The sequence below is a fragment of the Actinopolymorpha pittospori genome, assembly GCF_014873875.1.
Taxonomy (GTDB): domain Bacteria; phylum Actinomycetota; class Actinomycetes; order Propionibacteriales; family Actinopolymorphaceae; genus Actinopolymorpha; species Actinopolymorpha pittospori.
Genome location: NZ_JADBEM010000001.1, coordinates 2,448,310 through 2,461,761 on the forward strand (window position 1 = coordinate 2,448,310; position 13,452 = coordinate 2,461,761).

Annotated in this window: 17 protein-coding genes; 7 read left to right on the forward strand and 10 right to left on the reverse strand. The window is 65.4% G+C overall.

Annotation, left to right across the window (positions count from 1 at the left end):
• Positions 1–22 precede the first annotated feature (22 nt).
• The 3 genes from HEB94_RS11570 to HEB94_RS11580 all read left to right on the forward strand — a co-directional run bounded on the left by HEB94_RS11570 (position 23) and on the right by HEB94_RS11580 (position 2,057).
• Complete coding sequence (locus HEB94_RS11570; RefSeq protein WP_192757191.1) at positions 23–478, forward strand: hypothetical protein; 456 nt, start codon at positions 23–25, stop codon at positions 476–478.
• A 39-nt stretch (positions 479–517) separates the two neighbouring features.
• Positions 518–943 carry a DUF4259 domain-containing protein gene (locus tag HEB94_RS11575; RefSeq protein WP_192749901.1) on the forward strand — a complete coding sequence of 142 codons (426 nt, stop codon included), beginning with the start codon at positions 518–520 and terminating at the stop codon, positions 941–943.
• A 634-nt stretch (positions 944–1,577) separates the two neighbouring features.
• A complete protein-coding gene (locus HEB94_RS11580; protein ID WP_192749902.1) occupies positions 1,578–2,057 on the forward strand; it encodes a hypothetical protein in 480 nt (159 codons plus the stop codon).
• Between the two features lie 234 nt (positions 2,058–2,291).
• Here the strand turns inward: HEB94_RS11580 and HEB94_RS11585 are convergent, their stop codons facing one another.
• A complete protein-coding gene (locus tag HEB94_RS11585) occupies positions 2,292–2,807 on the reverse strand; it encodes a hypothetical protein (RefSeq protein WP_192749903.1) in 516 nt (171 codons plus the stop codon).
• 614 nt (positions 2,808–3,421) lie between these two features.
• On the opposite strand from HEB94_RS11585, the gene HEB94_RS11590 reads away from it, so the two are divergent.
• Positions 3,422–3,640: a hypothetical protein gene (locus HEB94_RS11590; RefSeq protein ID WP_192749904.1), complete on the forward strand. Its 219-nt coding sequence runs from the start codon at positions 3,422–3,424 to the stop codon at positions 3,638–3,640.
• A 117-nt stretch (positions 3,641–3,757) separates the two neighbouring features.
• On the opposite strand, the gene HEB94_RS11595 is transcribed toward HEB94_RS11590, so the two are convergent.
• Complete coding sequence (locus tag HEB94_RS11595; protein ID WP_192749905.1) at positions 3,758–4,003, reverse strand: hypothetical protein; 246 nt, start codon at positions 4,001–4,003, stop codon at positions 3,758–3,760.
• A gap of 262 nt (positions 4,004–4,265) precedes the next feature.
• Complete coding sequence (locus HEB94_RS11600) at positions 4,266–4,760, reverse strand: hypothetical protein (protein WP_192749906.1); 495 nt, start codon at positions 4,758–4,760, stop codon at positions 4,266–4,268.
• A 111-nt stretch (positions 4,761–4,871) separates the two neighbouring features.
• Here HEB94_RS11600 and HEB94_RS11605 point away from each other — a divergent pair, with 111 nt between their 5' ends.
• On the forward strand, positions 4,872–5,456 hold the full coding sequence (locus HEB94_RS11605) for a hypothetical protein (RefSeq protein ID WP_202896280.1): 585 nt from the start codon (positions 4,872–4,874) through the stop codon (positions 5,454–5,456).
• A 33-nt stretch (positions 5,457–5,489) separates the two neighbouring features.
• On the opposite strand, the gene HEB94_RS11610 is transcribed toward HEB94_RS11605, so the two are convergent.
• The 3 genes from HEB94_RS11610 to HEB94_RS11620 form a co-directional block, all read right to left on the reverse strand.
• Positions 5,490–6,155 carry a hypothetical protein gene (locus HEB94_RS11610; protein ID WP_192749907.1) on the reverse strand — a complete coding sequence of 222 codons (666 nt, stop codon included), beginning with the start codon at positions 6,153–6,155 and terminating at the stop codon, positions 5,490–5,492.
• A 245-nt stretch (positions 6,156–6,400) separates the two neighbouring features.
• Complete coding sequence (locus HEB94_RS11615; protein WP_192749908.1) at positions 6,401–6,778, reverse strand: hypothetical protein; 378 nt, start codon at positions 6,776–6,778, stop codon at positions 6,401–6,403.
• Positions 6,779–7,030: 252 nt separating this feature from the next.
• Positions 7,031–7,342 (reverse strand): hypothetical protein, encoded by a 312-nt coding sequence (locus HEB94_RS11620; protein WP_192749909.1) that lies wholly within the window; start codon positions 7,340–7,342, stop codon positions 7,031–7,033.
• 167 nt (positions 7,343–7,509) lie between these two features.
• On the opposite strand from HEB94_RS11620, the gene istA reads away from it, so the two are divergent.
• Together istA and istB are read left to right on the forward strand one after the other, a co-directional pair.
• The gene (gene istA / locus HEB94_RS11625) at positions 7,510–8,790 is read left to right on the forward strand and encodes an IS21 family transposase (protein WP_192749910.1); all 1,281 of its coding nucleotides are present in this window, start codon (positions 7,510–7,512) and stop codon (positions 8,788–8,790) included.
• Positions 8,787–9,584, forward strand: a complete 798-nt coding sequence (istB, locus tag HEB94_RS11630; RefSeq protein WP_192749911.1) for an IS21-like element helper ATPase IstB — start codon at positions 8,787–8,789, stop codon at positions 9,582–9,584. Before istA ends, istB begins: the two co-directional genes overlap by 4 nt.
• Before the next feature lie 38 nt (positions 9,585–9,622).
• Here istB and HEB94_RS11635 read toward each other — a convergent pair whose 3' ends face one another.
• The 4 genes from HEB94_RS11635 to HEB94_RS11650 form a co-directional block, all read right to left on the reverse strand.
• Positions 9,623–10,360: a M48 family metallopeptidase gene (locus HEB94_RS11635; RefSeq protein WP_192749912.1), complete on the reverse strand. Its 738-nt coding sequence runs from the start codon at positions 10,358–10,360 to the stop codon at positions 9,623–9,625.
• Positions 10,361–10,992: 632 nt separating this feature from the next.
• Positions 10,993–11,328: a DUF7677 family protein gene (locus HEB94_RS11640; RefSeq protein WP_192749913.1), complete on the reverse strand. Its 336-nt coding sequence runs from the start codon at positions 11,326–11,328 to the stop codon at positions 10,993–10,995.
• A 607-nt stretch (positions 11,329–11,935) separates the two neighbouring features.
• Positions 11,936–12,451, reverse strand: coding sequence for a hypothetical protein (locus HEB94_RS11645; protein ID WP_192749914.1), 516 nt, complete (start codon positions 12,449–12,451; stop codon positions 11,936–11,938).
• A 631-nt stretch (positions 12,452–13,082) separates the two neighbouring features.
• Positions 13,083–13,451: a hypothetical protein gene (locus HEB94_RS11650; protein WP_202896283.1), complete on the reverse strand. Its 369-nt coding sequence runs from the start codon at positions 13,449–13,451 to the stop codon at positions 13,083–13,085.
• Between the last annotated feature and the right edge of the window lies 1 nt (position 13,452).

Sequence of the window (13,452 nt, forward strand, 5' to 3'; positions counted from 1 at the left end):
CAAGGAATGGAGGGGTAGTGCGGTGGCTGTACGTTTCTCGGCCGGCGGGGTTCTGAGGGTGCCGCTCGCTGATGACCGCTTCGCATACGCGGTGATGCTGGAGGTCTTCCCGTATATCGCGTTCTACCCTGCAGCGAGCGCGCTCAACGATCAACGCCCGCCAGGCGAGTCTCCACTGTTTATACTCATGGTGGAGCGTGGAGCGTACTCTCGTGACGGGTGGGGTCCAATTCTGTTCCGCCTCGATAAAAAGGACCTTCCTTCAATTCCGCTATTCTTTTGGCAGGACGTAGTTGATCCAAATCAATGCACCCTCGTCGATCCACTAGGTAATGAACGAGAGGTAAGTCCAGCTGAATGCATCGACCTGGAACGTGTCGCAGTCTGGGCAGCCGACCATGTCGAGGGTCGTCTCGAGGATTATTATGCCGGTCGGCCCAATGTAACCGCTGAAAGTTTGCGTGTGGAGCTTGGCTGAGATCCACACGATCCGCCTGCGAGTTTAAGGGGTGGCTACATGGGTACATGGGGTATGGGTCCGTTCGAGAACGACCCGGCAACGGATCTGTGTCGAGACCTCGGTGACATGGATTCCGCAGGAGTAGCTCGAGAGTTGGAAAGAGTACTCTCGTCAACTCTTGAGGCGTCAGTCGGGTACCTCGATGTAGACCTGGGTCAGTCTGCGATAGCGGCTTCGGTTATCGTCATGGCGAAATTCAAGTCCGAGGGGGATATCCTGCGGGAGGTTGACTTGGAAGAGATCGTTTCAGACCTTCCCCCCGACTTGTTGACGCTGGCATCTCGGGCGCTTTCTAGGGTTTTGCGGAACGATTCAGAGATTTACGGGCTGTGGGTGGAGGGGAGTGAAGGCGTGGAATGGAAAACCGAGACTGAACGCCTCTTGAGCGAGGTCGACGGCGCCATTGCGCAGCTTTCTAACTGAGACCGCAAACCTGGCGCCATAAATAAGTGCGTAGCCAGTAGCAGGATTGAGCTCCTTGGCGGGTTGGGAGTGATCCACGCCGGCAATCAGTCGGAATCCACATCCCGTCGACTCGGTGACCGGAGTGAAGCGGTGCGGCCTGATCGACGTCAAGGCCTGTATGCAAATTACAGTCCGCCATTGGTCATGCCTACGAATGGGCGGCATCGGTCTTGCAGGCCGATCATGGTCGGCCTGTTGTGGCCCAGGCATGGTTTGTGGCATGAACGGCGGACGATCTACGGCGTCTGGTGGGGTGGGGAGCGGTTGGGGGGTGAGTCGCAGGTAGACGGCGTGGTAGGCACTGCCGAGCGTTCTCGTCCCTGAGAGGGGCAGGGTAATGAGGGCCGAGGCGCTCACTGCCGTCATCAAGCCTGGCGAATGGCTACAGCTAGCCACATCCGCAGGCAACATCGGTGACCTGTGGCGTGGACACGAAACCGTCAACGTCAAGGACATCCTTGACGTTGAACTCGATCTTTCGCCCATACACCGCCTGCCAGGACCCATAACAGGCCGGCTCTGGTCGGCCGTCGCAGTGGACGAAACGGCAGCTCATTGACGGGATCCGGTGGCGGGTTCGGGTGGGCGCGCCGTGGCGGGACGTTACCGCGACGGCGCGGGCAGCAACGGCGCCAGCACCGCCCACTGCGCATCAGTAAGGTCGAACCGCCTCGTCACCGCTATGGTGGCCACGAGGTCTCCGGTTGGGGGGTCGCGGCTGCTTGTTGCCAGCTACCAGGGCCGCGGTGAATATGACTTGGCGACGGGTGCGCGGGTGGCGCGTGATCGTGATGAAGGCAGCTCGGCGTGGTTCGACGCGTCCGGCCCTTCGTGTTTGACGGTGACGTCCAAGGAGTGGGTTCGGGTCGCGGGCCTCGCTGGCGGCTGGCTGCCGAGGGAGTCGGGCCGCTGGAGGATCGCGATCTCCGGCGAGGAGGTCATGGTTGTTGCGGGTGATAGTCCGGCTCAGCAGTTGTGCGAGGGCGAGGAGGTCCGCGTCGCGGGTTTCGCGCCTGGTGGTGACGTGCTCGTGATCGGCCGACCGATGGATGTGTGGATCTTTCGTGTCTAAATGTGCTCGCTCGCCAGTACGCGCAGCACCTGGCCGAAGACCTTTAGAGCGCGCGGCCGGCCTGGTCGGCGTGCAACTATCGTGCAATTAGCCACGGCTTCCGGCGGTCATGTGCGGTCGTTTAGGGCTAGCCGCCAGGCGAGACGGGAGGCGTGACCAGGGGTCCGCGCCAGCCTTCAAAGCTCGATCTCCCGCGGCGAGCTTGCAGGGCGTCTGTCACCGTCCGGTGATTGATCAGACGCAGGCCTGGCCGCGGTCGAGACTGGCGGCGAGATCGTCGAGGGTCGTGGCGAACTCCGCGACCTCCATGTCGATCTCGAAGACTGTTCCCGCATGTTCGGGATGCTTCACCAGGTGCTCTTCACGCCAGAACTGGAACGTGATCGCCAGGCGCGTCCCTTGGCGAAAACCGAGGGCCGAGATGTTGTCGGTCGTGGGTCCCCACTGGAGGATCCAGAACTCCTCGCGCAGCCCGTCGTCCTCCTCCGGGTCGATCGCGAACCCGGCGAGCAGCCGCCGATGCGTGGCTGCGACAGGTAGGCGGGCGAAGGGCGGAGGCGAGCCCTGGCCGGACCGCACCCAGGCAGCAGTGTCGCTCACAGAGCTGCGGAACTGGGGGACGAAGGCCATGTTGTCGTCACAGGTCAACCACTGATCGGCGGCCCACAGGTCTACTCGACACAGGTTCGGACTGGCCCAGTCGCCGATCTCGGCGGCGAACTTGTGCTTGTCCCCCAGCAATGCCTCCACTCGGGCAGCGTGGCAGAAGCAATGTCGAGGGCACAACCAGGGCAACCCACAGCGTCGGGCCTGCTAACGCCGTTGCTAACACAAGACCTGGGCAACCATGGACGGCGATCGCTCGCGCGGGCCGCTCACACCCCGGATGCTCGCGCAATATGGACGATCACGGACCTTGCTGGCAGGTCGTCGGCCTGCTTGTAATCGGGTGTGATCCGACAGCTGATGCGCGACACATGTCCGCCGGGTGATCTGCGACAGGGCTAGAAGCCTGCCCGCCACATGACGGACGGCAACGCACGGATCTGCCGATGATGGGGCGTTCTGGCCCAGTAGGGTTGCAGGCGACCGTGACGAGGATCTTGACGTCGACAGCGCCGGAGGGAGACGGCAATGACGCCGCGTGAGGCGATGGATGGCGCCTTGAAGGATGCGATCACACAGCACCTACGTCCAAAGGGATTCACCGGATCTCTACCGCACCTGCGTCGCCGTTCCGACGCCCAAGTCTGCTTGATCAGCTTCCAGTTCTTCCAGCTGGCGGAAGGTTCGCCGTCGAGGTCGCTGAGTGTGGGCCTGACGGCCTCACTACCTCCTGGGGCAAGCACAAGGCTCCTCACAAGGTGACGGCCCAAGACATCCCCGCGCCTCGGCCGCGACTTGGAAGTGCGGACTTTCCCCAGGGCGATCATTGGTTCGTCTTCGGGCCGCGAAACTACGAGGCGGGCGCGGCGAAGCTGCGGCCCCATGAGGACTACGAAGCGCTCGCTGCTGGCGTGCTGGGGTTTGTCGAGTCGCAGGCAGAGCCGTTCTGGGAGCAGCAACTCTCGGCGCGGACGTAGATTCAGCCGACCCGGCGGCGTACCCGTAAGCCCCTACTGCCGCTTCGCTGCGGGTGCGGCGTAGATCCAACGCCCTCATCTGCCGCGATCCGGTGCTCGTACCGATGTACGGGACCATCAGGCCCGGAAGGTCTGGCCCGTTGGACGGCCGTGGCGGATCTGTTCGAGTGACCACGCGTCGTCGGAGTAGTCGTCGAACGCGCATCCGCCCTCGGCCAGGAGACGCTCAACAAGATCACGCATCTCAGCCTGGTAGTCCCCGCGACCGGACACGCGAACCTCGACCCACACCCCCGCGAGTTCCTGGCCCTCCTGCCGCAGGGCGTCCACCTCGGACGCGGAGAACGAGCGCTGGTCCTCCAACGCCTGGATCAGGTCTTGCGCTATCGAGCAGGGACAGCAGCCGAGGCAGGTCCATGACCGGGAACACCTGCACCGACCTCATGGCCGAAGTGTCTCAGCCGCCCACCCAGACGTCCGCACATGCCGCGATCCGCGCTCTCGCTCTGTCGCACATCACCCGGCGTACGATCGTCGCGTCTCGCCCGCCCAGACGAGTCGTCCCTTGTCTTGACGCAGTAGGTGCTTGACGGAGCTGTGCCAGCTGCTGACGTTTCGCCGCGGCTCAGGCCGCGATCAGTGCATCTCGGAGTCGCCTGGCGAACGCAAGCAACTGGGCGAATGCCTCGAGGTCCTCGGGCGTGACTTCGTGTATCGGTTCTTCGCCCAGGCTCTCAAGGGCGGCATCCAGGACGACGCAAGAGGCTCCGTCCGCCCGCGCTCGGGAGTCTCGAAGTGCTGGAGCCGCCGATAGCTCGGTGAGCGTGACTGCTGCCGCGGCGAGCGGCGGTGCTGTAAGTGAGCCCTCTGAAGCGCTCAGGGCGGCGAGGACGTCGCTTCCGACTTGGCCGGGGTCGAAGCGAAGACTGAGCCACGCGCCCATCACGACCGGTCGCCACGCGCCGACCCTCAGCAGCCAAACGACGTCATCAAGCTCGGCGGTGCGGCCGACCTGGACCAGATCTTCCCACACCTCGTCCCCAACCCACGTGGCGTTCAACCTCATCAGATTCAGGTAGAACGGCACCACGAACGTCGTTTCGCGCGGAGTCAGCGCCATACGTTCCAGTCTTGCATCAGGCCCGACGGCACCACGCGAATCGAACAGCCCGCTTCTGCCGCGTTAGGTGAATGGGTTGACGGTGTGCTCTGGCGACCCTGCACTCGGTATATGGACACCTACACCTCTCCTTCGGGGCCGGCCGTCTCCGGCGTTGTCGTCGCTAGAAGCTCGCTGCTGCGGATGGCCGTCGCCGCCTACTTGGCCCGGTTCAAGGGTCAGTCGCGGATCCACACCGAATCGGACCTGCGCGGTTACCTGACCTGGTGTGAGGACCGTGCCCTCGATCCCTTCACAGCCGCACGACCTCACATCGAGCTCTACATCCGGTGGCTGCAAGAGGTCCGCGGTTACCGTCCGTCAACGGTCTCGCGGGTCGCGTCGGTGGTCGCCGGGTTCTATCGCACCTGTGTGATCGACGGCGCCCTCGAGAACTCGCCGGCCGAGTACGTCCGCCGTCCCGCCGTGCCGGCCGAGTCGCCCACCCTCGGCCTGACCCACCTCCAGTTCGAGGCACTGCTCAGCGCCGCCCGGAACTTCACCACCATGCTCGACGCCGGCGTCGACCTGCGCGACGTCCAGATCGCCGCCCGCCACGCCGACCCTCGCACCACCATGCGCTACGACCGAGCACGCAAGAACCTCGACAGACACCCCAACTACATCCTCGCCGCCTACATAGCCTCGGGCACCTGATCCGAAAGCACGAACGTGCCGAGAACCGGGCGGTTAGCGACTCCACTGCCCGCGGATCCTGACGCCCGGCGGGCGGATGGGCTCCGGCATGTACTCGACTTGGTAGCTGGCTCCCAGTTCGTCCTGAAGCTGCGAGACGAGCCGCTCGCCCTCGGCTGCGAACTGCTCGGCGTCCAGCTCGGTCTCGAATCCTCCTGCCGCGGGCCATCGCGAGAACATGGCCTGGAAGTGCCCGTCCCACCGAGCAAGGTCGGAGCGCAGGCCGTCGCTAAGTGGCAGCAATTCCGGATCAAGGTCGAGATCGTCAGAACCCGCCGTCTGTGTGAGGGGAGATCGCCCCTGAACCGCCATGAGCTTGACCCAGCGTCTGGGCACCGGCCGCGTCCCCAGCTCGCGCGCCTCCGCGACCATGGCGGCCTCGAGTTGTTCAGCGTCTTCGGGGTGATCGTCGAGCATCGACGCGAGGCCAACAAAGATGCGTAGGTCTCCGCTGTCCCTAACCTTCTGATAGGCCCGCCACAGCTCCGTGGCACCGTGGGCAGGCCTGATTCGTCCGGTCACCATGTCGGCCGCAGTTCGGCGGACCAGGTGCCACCGCGCAGTGTCCGCGTCGAGAAGCTCGATGCCAAGTTCGTCGAGGACGACACGAAACAGGTCCACGGACTCGCGGACGTCATCTCGTTGTTGTCCGGCGAGCATGCACAGGGCTGGACTATCGAGGCCACGGACGAGCGCCTCCGTCGCCAACTCGGGCAGATCCTCGGGCGCCAGGGTTCCGACCGCCAGTCGCCAAGCTGCCTCTTCCAACGGGTCTGCGCCTGTCACGCAGTTCAGCGTAGGTACGACTCCGATGCTGGGCGAGTCGTTTGTTGGCCCGCCGCCGTCCTGTCGTCGTGGGACCTCCGTGGCCGCACGCATCTGCTGCTGTCCGCGGGACGGTGCGGTCATCGATCCACCTGCCATGAGGCGTCACCCGGGGGCACACCCTCCGCCACAAGGTGGGTCACGATCCTCAAGGCCTCGCACATGGGGACGGTGTCACGGTCGGGGTACTCATCGAGCTGGCCGTTCTCGAGAACGAACCCATCGCTTGACCCGATCCCCTCGGGGTCAATCGCGTGTTCGCCAGGGTCACCGTCGTTGTGCTCCAGGAGCATCACCATCGCTCGTGAACCATTGCTCACGAAAGCGATAGTGCGGCCGAGGGAGCTCTCCAGCCAGGTCATCATCGTGCCCTGCGACACTCGGCGCTCAATCAACTCGACAACTGTGCTCGCCTGAATCGGCCCCGGTTCATCCCCGATCTGCCACTGCTCCTGCATCTGCCGGAGGTTACTCACATGACCGCTCATGCGCTCATCGGCACTGCGGCAGTAGCGCCCGCTCATGCTGCGATCCGCGCGCTCAGCGTCGCGCATCAGCTGGCGGACGAGTGTCGCGCATCACCCGATGGAGCACACCGGGCCTGACTTCTTGTCGTGTGCCAGGTGATGCTTGACGGATCTGTGCCAGGTGATGCTTGACACCTGGCCTAGGTAACTGAGGGGTCCGTCCGCGGTCGGTGGGGTTGGATGCTAGGCGCTTAGGAGATCGATCCTGACTTTCGCTGCGATCTCGGAGTAGGCGGATGCAAGCTCATGGTCGATCATGAGTGACTCGGCCGGGTCGAGTACGAGTTCGGCAGCCTCGCTTTCGCGGGTGCCGGCGAGCCTCAACCGTAGGTGCGTAGGCGGATGTGTGGCGTCCACGCGGAGGGACTCCCGTTCGGCAGCTCGGGCGAGACGTTCGAGCTCGGTCCGCGGAATTCCGGCCACGAACTCGCGTTCGACCTGCCAGATGCCTCCCGTATCCCTGCTGCGCTGAGCCGCGAAGGTCAGGGCGCGCATGCACCCCGGACCCAGCATGGTGGCCCGCAGCACTCCGGCCGATGCCTGACTGGACGCCAGCCGAACGGCTAACTGTCGACGACACGTGAAAAATGACCCCCTGGCGTCGGATGAAAACTGACCCCTTCTCGAGACCCTGGCTCAAGTCGAGCTGGGGGAGGAAGCAGGTGTTGTCAGTGGAGGATTGGGCTGAGATCCGCCGGTTGTCTCGGGCGGAGAAGATGCCGATCAAGGCGATCGCGCGGGTGATGGGGATCTCCAGGAACACGGTCAGGCGGGCGTTGGCTGCTGATGGTCCGCCGCGGTACCAGCGTGCGGGGCGGGGATCGATCGTGGATGCGGTCGAGCCGCGGATCCGGGAGTTGTTGGCGGCGTGGCCGGACATGCCGGCCACGGTGATCGCGGAACGGATCGGCTGGGACCGGTCGATCACGGTGCTGAAGGACCGGGTGCGGGAGTTGCGGCCGGTGTATCTGCCGCCGGACCCGGCCTCGCGCACGGCCTATGATCCGGGCGGGATCGCCCAGTGCGACTTCTGGTTCCCCGACATCGAGATCCCTGTCGGGCATGGGCAAACGCGTACCGCCAAGCAGCTGCCGGTGCTGGTGATGATCACCGGCTACGCGCGTTGGTTGTGCGCGATGCTTGTCCCGAGCAGGGCCGGGGAAGATCTGTTCACCGGCTGGTGGCGGCTCCTGTCGGGCCTGGGCGGCGTGCCACACACGCTGGTATGGGATGGCGAGGGAGCGGTCGGCCGGTGGCGGCGCGGGGCCAGCGAGCTCACCACCGACACTCAGGCGTTTCGGGGAACCCTGGGCACGAAGGTACTCATCTGCAGACCCGCCGACCCTGAGGCCAAGGGGCTGGTGGAACGGGCGAACGGCTACCTGGAGACCTCGTTCCTGCCCGGCCGCAGCTTCAGTTGCCCGGCCGACTTCAACACCCAACTGGCCGGGTGGCTGGGGCTGGCCAACGGCCGGCATCGCCGCGCACTTGGCTGCGCGGCCACCGACCGGATCGACGCTGACCGGGCAGCGATGCTGGTCTTGCCACCGGTAGCCCCAGCCACGGGCTGGCGGGCATCGACCAGGCTCGCGCGTGACCACTACATCCGCCTGGACGGCAACGACTACTCCGTCCACCCGGGCGTGATCGGCCGCCGGGTCGAGGTCATCGCGGATCTGGACCGGGTGCGGGTGCTGTGTGAGGGACGCATCGTCGCCGACCACGAACGCTGCTGGGCCAAGCATCAGACCCTCACCGATCCAGGCCACCGCACCGCCGCGACATCCCTGCGCAAGGCGAGGTTGACAGTGGCTCGCGAGCCCGCCGGAAGCCAGGTGGTGGAGCAGCGGCAACTCAGCGACTACGACGCCATCTTCGGCCTCGAGGACCCCGCAGCAGCCACCCAGGAATCGGTAGACACCCAAGGGGTGGTGGCCTCATGAGCGCGGCCACCGCCAAGACCGGTCGGGACCTGACCGCCGAAATCGCCTACGCCACAAGGGCGTTGAAGGCACCGACACTGCGCGAGGCGGTGCCACGCCTAGCTGAGCGGGCCCGGGCAGAGAACTGGTCGCATGAGGAGTTCCTCGCTGCCTGCCTGGCCCGAGAGGTCGCGGCCCGAGAAGCCCACGGCGCCGAGGGACGCATCCGCGCCGCACGCTTCCCAGCGCGCAAATCCCTGGAGGAGTTCGACTTCGACCACGCACGCGGCCTCAGACGCGAACAGATCGCGCACCTGGGCACCCTCGACTTCGTGACCGCACGAGACAACGTCGTTCTGCTCGGGCCGCCCGGCACCGGCAAGAGCCACCTCGCGGTCGGCCTGGCGATCCGGGCCTGCCAAGCCGGCCACCGCGTCGCGTTCGCGACCGCCGCCCAATGGGTCACCACACTCGCCGAAGCACACACCGCCGGCCGGCTCCAGACCGAGTTGATCCGTCTCGGCCGCTACCCGCTGCTCGTCATCGATGAGGTCGGCTACATCCCGTTCGAACCGGAGGCGGCGAACCTGTTCTTCCAACTCGTCTCTGCCCGCTACGAACGCGCGTCCTTGATCGTCACGTCCAACAAGCCGTTCGGCCGATGGGGCGAAGTCTTCGGCGACGACACCGTCGCCGCAGCCATGATCGACCGGCTCGTCCACCACGCCGACGTCATCGCCCTCAAAGGCGACAGCTACAGGCTCAAGAACCGAGACCTCGGCCGCGTCCCCGCGGCCACCAACGACCAACCATAACCACCCCAGGGGGTCAACATTCAACCGACGCCAGGGGGTCAAACTTCACCCGTCGTTGACACTAACGCGTCTGCGAGGTACTCGGCCCGTTGCCCCGCTCGTAGAGTTAGCAACGCGAGCGTGATGAGGAGCGTCGCGGGAAGCATGCTGAGTAGGCGGAGTGGTACGCGCACGAGGAATGTGAATCCTCCGAGGATCTCGTCGCCTCTCATGTCCGCGGCTTGGCGTAGCAGCAAGTGGAGTTCTCCGACGGCGTTGAGCGCTGTGCCGACCACGAGCCCTCGCCTCAGGTCGCCGTTGACGAAGTGGCCGATCTCGTGGCCGAGAAGGGCGAGCCGCTCCGCGGGCGACAGGACGTTCCACAGTGGCAGGCCGAGGGTGAGCACTCGGCGCTGGCGAAGGCCGACCCAACCAGCAGACGCGTTGAAGTGCTGATCGACCACGATGGCGTCGAGCGGGCGGCCGCCGAGCGCGTTCGAGACTCGGTCGAGCAGTCCGTACAGGGTGGGCGCCTCGGCGCGTTTCAACACTCGGCTCCCAGCCTCAAGCTTTGGGAACCGTGGTCGCATCTGGACTGCGAGGGCGATGAGCAACAGTCCGAGGACGATGCCGACGGGAGATGGCCAGGTCGCCACCACCAGCCATCCGCCGAGGACCGCCACGGCGAGAGTTGTGAGATGGATGAATGCCGCGACAACATACGCCGCGACGGCGGCAAGGTCAGGTCGGCGCGCCCGCTGCGAGTCCTGTCCGGAGACCTCCTCGAATAGCGACATCACCAGGCGGTGTTCCACCTGCCGTCGGAGCCGTCGCAACGGGCCGGACCGACCGGTCCGGTCGGCGGTTGGATCGAGGTTCCACTCACATGCGCCGCACCACGCTACGAACTTCGGATCGATCGCAGCGATGGCAGCGCCACACTGAGGACACCGGGAGGGCCTCTGAGTGCCGGAGGTCGGGGGCACGGACACTGACACGCCGCACATCATGGCATCGTGCCGACAACACGATCAGTGCCAGTCCCGGTCTCCCCCGAGTCTCTGACGCCCCCACGGCGACGTCGGGCTCAGCGTGGCCGAGCCGGTCAGTGTCAAGCATGTGGTGGCACACGAGTGTCAAGCATCACCACAGACGAACGACCGTCGAAGGATGCGGGGGTCGGCCTGGCCGGGACGCTGACCGCCCCGCCTTCCTCGCGCGCCGCCTCCGGCCTCCACTCCACGCGTCAAGGGCGCCTTCGGCGTCACTACGTGATCGGCTCCGCCGACTCTTGACCCGCTCTGCTCCGACCTTCAATCTGGCTGGCTGCGAGGGCGACGGGGAAGAGTGGTCCGCGACCGCCCAGATCGGCGCGCGGCTCCTCAGCGTTGTGAGCGTCATCCCCGCCGCATGAGTCGACTCGCGGCCTCTAGTACGTCGTGGCCTCGTCGCCGCCGATGTCAGGCTCCCCGGGCGGGAGTTCCCCGGTCATGTACGAGAACAGGAAGGTCGCAGCTCGCCGCTCGGCGTACTTCTCGTTCGTCGGCTCACCCTCTTCGTCAAGCTCAAGGTTGTTCAGGAAGACCGCGAAGAGAGTCTCCAGCGAACTCGCCTCAGAGCTCAACGTCTCCCAATAGCCATCCACGTCGGAGCGCCCCTGAGGCTTATACTGATCGAACAATGGGTACCCGACCGACCCTCGACCCACCCATCCGGCAAAGCGACGAATCGCGCCCGAGGCGCCGTGGCTGACCTGTGTCGTCATGGCTGAAACCTAGAACAAAGCCTTGCGGTGCAGGCGGCAAGGAACCGGACAGTGGCGTATGGACCGCTGGGTGGAGCACCATCGATTTGTGCCTACACCAGCAATGCAGCCCGATGCTCCCAGTCTGTGCTTCGTCTGCGGGGTCGAGTTCGGCTATCAGGATGCCACCCTGGAGGCCGTTCACAGGTCGAGGGAAAGGTGGCGGCTACGGGGCTACACCTGGCACGACGAGCGCATGCGGCCAACTGTCTGGGGCCCGGAGGCCCAAGCTCAGCCGGCTGCCGCGCCGCGCGAGGTGATGCGCGTCCCCTGACACCAACGACCGGCACCGCCAGCCGATGGTAAGCACCAGGACCGACGACCAGCGGAGCGCAGACGAGCAGGTCGCGATCGAGTTGCCTGCCTCTACGGATCTAGAGGTCGGCCGGTTCCGGCGCGTCGTCGTGCAACTCGCGTGCAATTAGGCACGGCCCTCGGCGGTCATGAACGGTCTGTCAGGAGTAGCCGCCAGGCGAGACGGGAGGCGCGACCAGGGGTCCGCGCCAGCCTTCCAATCTCATCCTTCCGTGGCGAGCTTGCAGGGCGTCTGCTACCGTCCGGTGATTGATCAGACGCAGGCCTGGCCGCGGTCGAGAACGGCGGCGAGATCGTCGAGGGTCGTGGCGAACTCCGCGACCTCCATGTCGATCTCGAAGACTGTTCCCGCATGTTCGGGATGCTTCACCAGGTGCTCTTCACGCCAGAACTGGAACGTGATCGCCAGGCGCGTCCCTTGGCGAAAACCGAGGGCCGAGATGTTGTCGGTCGTGGGTCCCCACTGGAGGATCCAGAACTCCTCGCGCAGCCCGTCGTCCTCCTCCGGGTCGATCGCGAACCCGGCGAGCAGCCGCCGATGCGTGGCTGCGACAGGTAGGCCGGCGAAGGGCGGAGGCGAGCCCTGGCCGGACCGCACCCAGGCAGCGGTGTCGCTCACAGAGCTGCGGAACTGGCGGACGAAGACCGTGTTGTCGTCACAGGTCAACCACTGATCGGCGGCCCACAGGTCTACTCGACACAGGTTCGGACTGACCCAGTCGCCGATCTCGGCGGCGAACTTGTGCTTGTCCCCCAGCAATGCCTCCACTCGGGCAGCGTGGCAGAAGCAATGTCGAGGGCACAACCAGGGCCACGCACAGCGTCGGGCCTGCTAACGCCGTTGCCTAACACAAGACCTGGACAACCATGGACGGCGATCGCTCGCGCGGGCCGCTCACACCCCGGATGCTCGCGGAATATGGACGATCATGGACTGGGCTGGCAGGTCGTCGGCCTGCTTGTAATCGGGTGACTGCTGAACCGATCTCTCTTGAGGTCAAGAGCGCCGCTGACGCGGCGCGGTCAGCAACTGAGACCATGACGTCCATGGCTACTGACCCGCCGCATTTGCGAGCTATCCCTGGGGCTGGTCCACTGTGGGATGACCCGTCCGAGGACCTGATCTTCGAGCTCTTCATCACGTCTCGCTCCGCGGGACCAGGTGCGTGGCTGGTGCCGGGCCGGAGGCGTTAGCCACCTCGCTTGGTCCGGGACCCTACGAGCGGCGGCCCACGGCGGGCGGTTACGGGCGGGCAGCCAGCTGCCCGCCTGCGCCGGGACAGGCTACGAGCCGCCACTCTCCCGGACCAAACGAGGACACCGGCCAAACCCTCCGGCCCGGCTGCGACAGCTGGCGCTTACACGTCGAGGCAATGGCCACTACCTGCGCGTGGGCGACGTTACTCGGCCTCGCCTTGGTTGTCTCTTGAGGCGAGTAGCCGGCGGAGTCGTTTGATTTCGGCGATCAGGCGGGGGATGTCTTGGCGGGCGTTCGCGATGAACAGGGCGTTTTCGTCCCAGCATTCGTCCGCGACGTCGACGTAACGGTGAGGGCCTTGGACGAGCGTTGCGGCCACGATCTCGCGGTGATCGAAGTCCGGCCATCGTTCACCGTGACCGCTGTCAGGGACAGTGCTGATGGCCACGAGGTTCATAGCTAGGTCGTCATCGAGAGCGCGGACGAACCATGGCCCCGGAGTTGCAGCCTCGGCGAGTTCTTCGATCGCGGTCAGTTCCTCATCGGTCAGCGGCTCAGGAGTGGTCATCATC